This is a genomic window from Kocuria sp. ZOR0020, assembly GCF_000800955.1.
In the GTDB taxonomy this organism is placed as follows: Bacteria; Actinomycetota; Actinomycetes; order Actinomycetales; family Micrococcaceae; genus Kocuria; species Kocuria subflava.
In genome coordinates, this window is sequence record NZ_JROX01000168.1 from 1 (window position 1) to 8,145 (window position 8,145).

At 65.0% G+C, this 8,145-nt stretch carries 8 protein-coding genes; 5 read left to right on the forward strand and 3 right to left on the reverse strand.

All coding sequences use genetic code 11. The features are described from left to right. Window positions 1-76: 76 nt before the first annotated feature. Entirely contained in the window at window positions 77-1,216 is a 1,140-nt protein-coding gene (locus L979_RS10360; protein WP_047692139.1) for an S-layer homology domain-containing protein, read from the reverse strand. Window positions 1,217-1,782: 566 nt separating this feature from the next. Here L979_RS10360 and L979_RS10365 point away from each other — a divergent pair. Together L979_RS10365 and L979_RS10370 are read left to right on the forward strand one after the other, a co-directional pair. After that, window positions 1,783-3,306: an aldehyde dehydrogenase family protein gene (locus tag L979_RS10365; RefSeq protein ID WP_047692145.1), complete on the forward strand. Its 1,524-nt coding sequence runs from the start codon at window positions 1,783-1,785 to the stop codon at window positions 3,304-3,306. Next, entirely contained in the window at window positions 3,306-3,746 is a 441-nt protein-coding gene (locus L979_RS10370) for a DUF779 domain-containing protein (protein ID WP_052209786.1), read from the forward strand. Before L979_RS10365 ends, L979_RS10370 begins: the two co-directional genes overlap by 1 nt. A gap of 48 nt (window positions 3,747-3,794) precedes the next feature. On the opposite strand, the gene L979_RS10375 is transcribed toward L979_RS10370, so the two are convergent. After that, entirely contained in the window at window positions 3,795-4,877 is a 1,083-nt protein-coding gene (locus L979_RS10375) for a biotin/lipoate A/B protein ligase family protein (protein ID WP_047692140.1), read from the reverse strand. Between the two features lie 120 nt (window positions 4,878-4,997). Here L979_RS10375 and L979_RS10380 point away from each other — a divergent pair, with 120 nt between their 5' ends. Continuing rightward, entirely contained in the window at window positions 4,998-5,645 is a 648-nt protein-coding gene (locus tag L979_RS10380) for a nucleoside triphosphate pyrophosphatase (RefSeq protein ID WP_047692141.1), read from the forward strand. A gap of 4 nt (window positions 5,646-5,649) precedes the next feature. Here the strand turns inward: L979_RS10380 and L979_RS10385 are convergent, their stop codons facing one another. Then, window positions 5,650-6,483, reverse strand: coding sequence for a GAP family protein (locus L979_RS10385; protein ID WP_047692142.1), 834 nt, complete (start codon window positions 6,481-6,483; stop codon window positions 5,650-5,652). A gap of 147 nt (window positions 6,484-6,630) precedes the next feature. Here L979_RS10385 and L979_RS10390 point away from each other — a divergent pair, with 147 nt between their 5' ends. Continuing rightward, on the forward strand, window positions 6,631-7,977 hold the full coding sequence (locus L979_RS10390) for a sensor histidine kinase (RefSeq protein WP_047692143.1): 1,347 nt from the start codon (window positions 6,631-6,633) through the stop codon (window positions 7,975-7,977). Then, window positions 7,955-8,145, forward strand: a 191-nt coding sequence (locus L979_RS10395; RefSeq protein ID WP_047692144.1) for a response regulator transcription factor, incomplete at its 3' end; no start/stop codon positions are given. The genes L979_RS10390 and L979_RS10395, both read left to right, overlap by 23 nt.

Sequence of the window (8,145 nt, forward strand, 5' to 3'; positions counted from 1 at the left end):
CCACCACGACGGCGGTGGGCCCGGTTCTGGTACCGGACCCACCGCCGTCGTGGTCACCGAGGGGTGCAAGGACTGCTCAGACGGTGCTCAGCCCCTGAACGAAACGCACGGCCTCACGGCGGGTGAGTGCATCCTTGGGGCGGAACGTGGGGCCGGTGGCCAGAGCCATGGCACCCAACCAACCGATGGCATCCGCGTACGGGCTGTTGGGGTTGACATCCGAGAACGCGAATCGCTTGGCGGTCATCCCCGGGGCCCAGGTGAAGGTCTTGGCGTAGCGGTAGAGGAACAGCGCCATGACTTCACGGGAGATCATCTGGGCCGGGCGGAAGGTCCGTGAGCCATCCGATGCCGTCCGCCCCGTGCTGATCCCGGACTGCGTGGCCCAGAAGATGGCGCGCTTGTACGGATTGCGCCAGTCAACGTCCACGTAGGGCGAACCCAGACGAGTCTCCACGTACGGCATGCCCACCAGGTTGTAGAGGTAGTTCACTGCCTCGTCACGCATCAGGGGCAGGTCCGGGAAGAACGTGGTCACGTCCACGGCCTGCGGTGTGCCCGGGGTGACCATGCTGGCCAATGCCCAGCGCACGGTACCCAAGTCGGCCCCGCACGCGGCAGCATCCGTGATGGTGGCATCTCCACCGGAGGGCAGCATGGCCCGCTGGGCCAACCAAGGCGCCAGGACCACCTCACAGGCTGGGTTGACCGGTTCCTTGCCGTTGGCCACCACCCGCAGGGTCTTGACGGCGTCGAAACCGCCCAGGGCCGTGAAGTTGGTGTTGTGCCGCCACACCTCCCCCGGCTTCAAGGTCCTGGAGACCACGGAGCCGTTGTTGTTGTCCTGCCAGGAGACCTGCAGGGTGGAGGCACTGGTGGACTGATAGGCCAGTTGCATGCCAATGCGATCCACGCTGGGCACCCACCACGGGGCGGAGATGTTCAACGTGCCACCGAACAACTCGTACCGGCCGCTGGTGGCAAAGTTTCCCCACCCGCTCTGTGCCGGATCAACGGCAGTGGGCAGCGCGACCCGGGCGGCTTGCGCAGCCGTTGGTGCCACAGCACCCATCAGAACCGTGGCAGCCAGTGCCCCGCCTGCGCCCACCAGAATACGACGCCGAGACAAACCCGGGACTCCAATACTTTCCGGAGTTTGAGAAATCATCACAGAATCGTTGGAGGCAGAGTTGAATACAGCAGTGATGTTTTTCATGAGAGTTTTCTCCTGGAGAGACCACCTGGGTGCTTGTTGCCGTCATCTGTGGCGGCAACCCGGAATCCCTGGACGCAGATTCGGGTCACCGTGGGGCGTCCATATCCTGGTTGGCCAGGCGGTTTGGCGGTGTAGTGCCCGCCATGGAGTCAACATAAATCCGGCGTTCCAGGCTGAGAAGTGGTCTGCACAATTTGTGATGAAACGGTCATCATTCTGTGATCTTCTCCCCTTTGGGCCCACCACGGGCGGCGTCATTGTTTAAGCAAACAATCCATGTGTGACAAAAGGATCGCCTGTTCCGCTCGCCGTTTTCCTCCGACGTGGCCCAGTTTTCATGTCACCCGTGCTGCCGGCTTCCCAGCGAATGCACACCCGCCAACCGGCTGCACGAAGGCTCGGCGTGCAGTAGCGTGACCCCAACGGCGTGTCCTCCGTCACATGTTCAGGGTCAGTGAGTCCATGACATGTCCGTCGTGGGCCGGTCCGATCCCGACCGACCCACCGGTTGCCCGGCATCCATGAGGCAGCGCCGCACAAGAATCCACGTGACAAAGGAGTCCATCGTGACGGTTTACGCACAACCCGGTCGGGCTGATTCACCCGTCAGCTTCAAGTCTCGCTACGAACACTTCATCGGTGGCAAGTGGGTGGCTCCGGTCAAGGGTGAGTACTTCGAGGACGTCTCCCCCGTCAACGGCAAGCCCTTCACGGAGGTGGGCCGGGGCACCGCGGAAGACATCGAGGCCGCACTCGACGCCGCCTGGGCGGCAGCGCCGTCGTGGAACGCCAGCACTCCCACGGAACGGGCGATTCTGCTGAACAAGATCGCCGACCGCATGGAGGAGAACCTGGAGGCGATCGCGATCGCCGAAACCTGGGACAACGGCAAGCCGGTACGGGAGACGCTGGCCGCTGACATCCCCCTGGCCATCGACCACTTCCGCTACTTCGCCGGTGCCATCCGCTCCCAGGAGGGCCGCCTGTCCCAGATCGACGAGGACACCGTGGCTTACCACTACCACGAGACCTTGGGCGTGGTGGGCCAGATCATCCCCTGGAACTTCCCCATCCTGATGGGTGTGTGGAAGCTGGCGCCCGCCCTGGCCGCCGGCAACTGCGTGGTGCTCAAGCCCGCCGAGCAGACCCCTGCCTCCATCCTGGTGCTGATCGAACTCATCCAGGATCTGCTGCCGGACGGCGTGGTCAACGTGGTCAACGGCTTCGGTGTGGAAGCCGGAAAGCCCCTGGCCTCCAACAAGCGCATCCGCAAGATCGCCTTCACCGGAGAGACCACCACGGGCCGGCTGATCATGCAGTACGCCTCGGAGAACATCATCCCGGTCACCCTGGAGCTGGGTGGCAAGTCCCCCAACGTGTTCTTCGAGGACATCGCCCAGCAGCAGGACGACTTCTACCAGAAGGCCTTGGAGGGCTTTGCCCTGTTCGGGCTGAACCAAGGTGAGGTCTGCACCTGCCCGTCGCGCGCCCTGGTGCAGAAGGGCATGTACGACGACTTTGTGGCCGCCGGCATCGAGCGCGTGAACAAGATGGTCCAGGGCAACCCGCTGGACACCGCCACCATGGTGGGCGCACAGGCTTCCACGGACCAGCTGGAGAAGATCCTCTCCTACCTGGACATCGGCAAGCAGGAGGGCGCCAAGGTGCTCACGGGCGGTGAGCGGCTGGTGCTCGACGGCGACCTCGCGGAGGGCTACTACGTCAAGCCCACCGTGTTCGAGGGCACCAACTCCATGCGGATCTTCCAGGAGGAGATCTTCGGGCCCGTGCTCTCGCTGACCTCGTTCACCGATTTCGACGACGCCATCTCGATCGCCAACGACACCCTCTACGGTCTGGGGGCCGGCGTGTGGGCCCGCAGCGGCACCACCGCCTACCGGGCCGGACGCGCCATCCAGTCGGGCCGGGTGTGGGTGAACCAGTACCACAACTACCCCGCGCACGCGGCCTTCGGCGGCTACAAGTCCTCTGGCATCGGCCGGGAGAACCACCTGATGATGCTGGATCACTACCAGCAGACCAAGAACCTGTTGGTCTCCTACTCGGAGAAGGAGATGGGACTGTTCTGATGACAGAAGAAGCGGACCGAGCAGTGGATCCGTCCACACCCGACGTCGCCCTGGAGGCCACCGCGGGTCCGGAGGACGACGTCGTACGGGTGGGCTACACGCACGCCGCCGTCGAACTGTTGCGCGAGCTGTGGCACCGGCACGGTGCGTTGATGTTCCACCAGTCCGGTGGATGCTGTGAAGGTTCCGCGCCCATGTGCTTCCCCGTGGGAGAATTCCGCACGGGGGATTCCGATGTGTTGCTGGGGACTGCTGTGCTCACGGCGGCCGACGGTTCAGACCTGGGGCCTCTGGAGCTCTACATCTCCCGGGAGCAGTTCCAGGCCTGGAAACACACCAGGTTGATCATCGACGCCGTGCCCGGCCGTGGCTCGGGGTTCTCCCTGGAGGCCCCCACCGGCCACCGGTTCCTGACCCGCAGCACCCTCTGCACCGTCTGACGCTTCCCTCCGTCCCCGCCACACTTGGCAGTCGTGGGTGGGGTGGAGTCACTTGACCCGGTGGGTCCAGGCCTCCGTGGCGAACTTGGTGCGCACCAGCTGCCCAGCGGCCTCCAGTTCCTCCGGGCGGTAGTCACCCAGGTGGGAACGGTAGTGCTCCAGGAAATGCGCCTGGAAGGACTCGATGATCGCCTCCCTGGCCATACCAGTCTGCGAGCGCATGGGGTCAACGCGCTTCTTGGCGGACTTGATGCCCTTGTCAGAGAGCTTTTCGCGGCCGATCCGCAGGACCTGCAGCATCTTGTTGGCATCAATGTCATAGGACATGGTCACGTGGTGCAGCAACGTGCCATCGGCAAATCGACGCTGGGCGGCCCCGCCGATCTTGCCCTGATCCGTGGTGATGTCATTGAGCGGGACGTAATGGGCCTTGACCCCGATCTGCTCCAGGGCGCCCATGACCCATTCGTCCAAAAATGCGTAAGCACGCTCGGAACTGAGTCCTTCCACCAGGCCAGCGGGCACCATCAGGGAGTAGGTCACGCAGTTGCCGGGTTCCATGAACATGGCTCCACCGCCGGTGATGCGCCGGGTGACCCCCACGTTGTTCACCGCAGCGGCCTCCAGGTCCACCTCGTTGCGCACGGACTGGTAGGAGCCGATCACCACCAGGGCGTCGTCCCAGTCCCAGAAGCGCAGCGTGGGGCCACGGCGTCCGGCTGCCATCTCCGCAGCCAGAACTTCATCGAGTGCCACGTGCATGGCCGGGTCCATGGTCTTCATGGGTATGACTTCCACGTCCAGGTCATCCCAGCTCTTGGCTGCGCCCACCGCACGGCGCACCGCGATGGCCACAGCCTCCGCGCTGAAGCCAATCATGCGGACTTCTTCCCCTGTGGCCTCCGCGCGGGCCTCGAACTTGGCCTCGATGGCCCGGGTGAGCCCTTCCACGCTCAAGGACGCCGGGAGTCCTTCCAGCGCGGCGTGGAGGTCCTCGAATGCCTCGTCCGGTTCCAGGAAGAAGTCTCCGGAGACCACCACGTCCTTGAACATGCTCAGCTCTTGCGAGCCCGAGACTTCCAGGTCAACCACCACCAGTTTGCCGCCGCGGACCTTGTATTCACCGTGCATGATCTGATCTGCCTCACTGTCCGCACCGGGCGCCGTCGTCGTGAAAAACTGTCTCCACCCTGCCCAACGCACCCCGGGGCAAGGATCTTCCGCGGCGATCAACTGCTCTACGCTGGGCGCATGTCTGAGACTCCCCTGCTGCTGTTGGCCTCCCAATCCCCTGCTCGCGCCAAACTTCTGCGGGACTCAGGTGTGGGATTCACGCAGCTGACCTCGCACGTGGACGAGGAGGCCGTGACGCTGGCCTCCGGCGCCACTGAACCCGGGGAGATCGCGCTGAGCCTGGCGCGCGCCAAATGCGAGGCCGTGGCAGCCCTGCCCCAGGCCAAGGGCCGGTTGGTGATCGGCTGCGACTCCGTGTTCGCGTTCAACGGGGAGGTTCACGGCAAGCCGCTGACCCCCGAGCGCGCCACCGAGCGCATCTCGGCCATGCGCGGACGAACCGGACATTTGCACACGGGCCACTGGCTGATCGACACCCGCGCCCCGGAGGCCGGCGGCACCGGATTCGCCGGTGGACTGGAGGCCGGTGCGGACGTCACCTTCACCCACATGTCCGACGACGACGTCGCCGCTTACGTTGCCACCGGCGAACCCCTGTGGGTGGCGGGTTCCTTCACCCTGGATGGGTACGGGGCGGCGTTCATCGAACGGGTGGACGGGGACCTGCACGCGGTGATCGGGCTCTCCGTCAACGGGCTGCGGATTCTTGCCGACCAAGCCGGTGTTGGCCTGGGTGAGTTGTGGGAGCCGCAGCCGAGACTGTGACGGCTCAGGCTCCCAGCAGCCCCGGCAGGGTGCGGACCAAGATCACCACACCCACAATGCCCAGAATCCACGCCAGCGTGGTGGGTGCGGCACGAACAGCCCAGTCCCGCAATGCGGCCACGGGGCGTTCGATCCGGCTCCCCAGCACCGCGTGGACCAGGCACAGCAGCAGCGCCGGTGCGATCATGATGAGGCAGTACAGGGCCAGGACCACCGCCGTTTCCACGACCCCCAGATCGGCTTGCGCCAGCCCTCCCATGGCGGCCAGGTACGGGAGCATGGTGGCCAGCTCAATGAGTCCCGCGCCCAGTGCCAGTGCGCCAACACCCTTCCAGGACCCCACCGCATGCTGTGCGCGTTGCACCCATCGCCGGGTTCCGGCCTCCGGGTCACCGCCACGCTTTTCAATGACCTTGGGATCCACCCACCAACTGAGGATCAGCAGACCCACGGCCACTGCAACCAGCATGACGGCACCCGCTCTGGAGCTCAGGATCTGGCCCACGGGCTCTGCCACCCCCTGGAAGCCGGCCATGATGACTACACCCACCAGCCAGTAGAAGGCTGCAATGACCATCAGGTAGACCACCACGCGGGTGGTGCCGTTGACCCGTAATGACGTGGGTGTGGATCTCGCGGGTGCTGGTGCTGCGGATCCGTCCGGTGTTGGTGCCTGCACACCTGTTCCGCGGCCGTGGTGCACCGTGGGCAGAAACAGCAGCAGGACCAGGGGCAGCACCAACGTGCCTGTACTGGTGGAATCCACCAAAGCCAACAGCACCAAGGTGCCGGCGTCGGCGGTGCTCAGGCCCGTGGCCACATTGCTGAAGGTGTCCATGAATCCATCTTGTGGCGGCCACCCCAGCCACACATCCGCCAACGGTGCCGTCTTGGACCCACCGGGAACCGGTACCAATGGATGAGATCGCCCGGCCTGTGCCGGACTCGGCCTTGTGACGTCCGTCCCACCCGATAGATTCAGCACATGGTTTCCCCCGACACCAGACTGGACGTCCGTGCAGCGGCGCTGTACGTGGCCTTGGTGGTGCTGCTCTGGAGCGCCGGGTGGTCCATCTCCGGAGAGCTGGCCTTGAGCTCACCGGTGCCACGCAGCGTGACACTGGCGTTGCTGCTGGTTGCTGCCACTGCCACGCTCTGGCGCAAACGCCATCCAGGTCTAGTCCTGACCATCACGGGACTTGGGTCCGCAGCAGCCATGGTCCTGCCCTCCGGCTTGGGTGCGGTGTTCCTCCAATTCGAGGCCGTGTTCACTGCTGTGCTGTTCGGCAGCCGTGTCCTGGCGCGGTTCACCACGGGACTGTGTATTGCTGTGACCGCCACTGTGGGGATTCTGGCGCTGATGATCCCCCACAACAATGCCTCCGTGTGGTTCGCCCTGGTGCTGCAAACCGCTGTGGTCCTGCTGATTCCTCCCCTGTGGGCGTGGGAGGTCCGCCACCACCGTCAGGCCCGCACCGAGGCGGAGAACGCCGCCCGCACCCAAAAGGAACTCACCGCCCGCGAACACGACCTGGCCCAGGCCCGAGCAGCCCTGGCGGTCCAGGAGCACCGGCGCAGGCTCGCCCAAGACCTTCACGACGGCGTGGCCGGTCACCTCTCTGCCGTTGCTCTGCAGACGGCGGCCCTGCGAACAGAGGGCATGAGAAACGCCCCGGAAGCCACCCGGTATTCAGTCCTGGAATCCATCAGGACCGCATCCGTGGACGCCCTGACGGAAATGCGGACGCTGATAGACGTTCTACGTGATCAGGCCCCGGCCAACCTGCACCTGGATCCACAACGCGCCACGGAGGACCTTGAAGCCCGGCTGCGGGCTTCCTTCCCGCAAGCTTCGGTCACCGTGGAAAACGGCGCCGTGGAACTGCTCTCCCAGGCTTCACCCGAGGCTGCGGACACTGTGATCCGCGTGGCCCAGGAAACCGTGACCAACATTTTGAAACATGCTGGCCCCGGTACTGTGGCCTTCCGGCTGGCAGTCACCGGAGAAGATGTGGCGCTGACAGCCGTTTCGCCCATGGACAGCCAGATGGGTGATTCCAGCACGGTGGGCCCAGAGCCCGCGGAGCTCACCAGCGGGGTGGGTCTACGTTCCATGGCCATGCGAACACAGGATCTGGGCGGCAGTTTCCACGCCAGTCCTGCAGAGGACGGCCGACGGTGGATGGTCAAAGCTCACTGGCCGGTGGCGGTCCTGCAGGCAAGCACAACCAGTGGGCAGTCTGGGCGCGTCCCGGAGCCCCCCGATCCACAATCCGCTCCCACCGTCCACCCCGCCAGGAGGAGACCCCTTGACCACAGTTCTGCTGGCTGACGATCACGCAGCCATCCGCGCCGGGGTCCGGATGATCGTGGAAACTGCAACGCCACCCTGCCAGGTGGTGGCGGAGGCCTGCACCGCCCAGCAGGCCCTGCAGCTGGCTGGTGAGCATCACCCTGACGTGGTGTTGTTGGACATCCGCATGCCTGGAAACAGCGGCTT

Excerpts from the sequence above, each read along its gene's own strand:
- L979_RS10375 (WP_047692140.1), bottom strand. The coding sequence starts at position 4,877 with ATGCACGGTGAATACAAGGTCCGCGGCGGCAAACTGGTGGTGGTTGAC.
- L979_RS10370 (WP_052209786.1), top strand. The coding sequence starts at position 3,306 with ATGACAGAAGAAGCGGACCGAGCAGTGGATCCGTCCACACCCGACGTC.
- L979_RS10360 (WP_047692139.1), bottom strand. The coding sequence starts at position 1,216 with ATGAAAAACATCACTGCTGTATTCAACTCTGCCTCCAACGATTCTGTG.
- L979_RS10390 (WP_047692143.1), top strand. The coding sequence starts at position 6,631 with ATGGTTTCCCCCGACACCAGACTGGACGTCCGTGCAGCGGCGCTGTAC.
- L979_RS10380 (WP_047692141.1), top strand. The coding sequence starts at position 4,998 with ATGTCTGAGACTCCCCTGCTGCTGTTGGCCTCCCAATCCCCTGCTCGC.
- L979_RS10385 (WP_047692142.1), bottom strand. The coding sequence starts at position 6,483 with ATGGACACCTTCAGCAATGTGGCCACGGGCCTGAGCACCGCCGACGCC.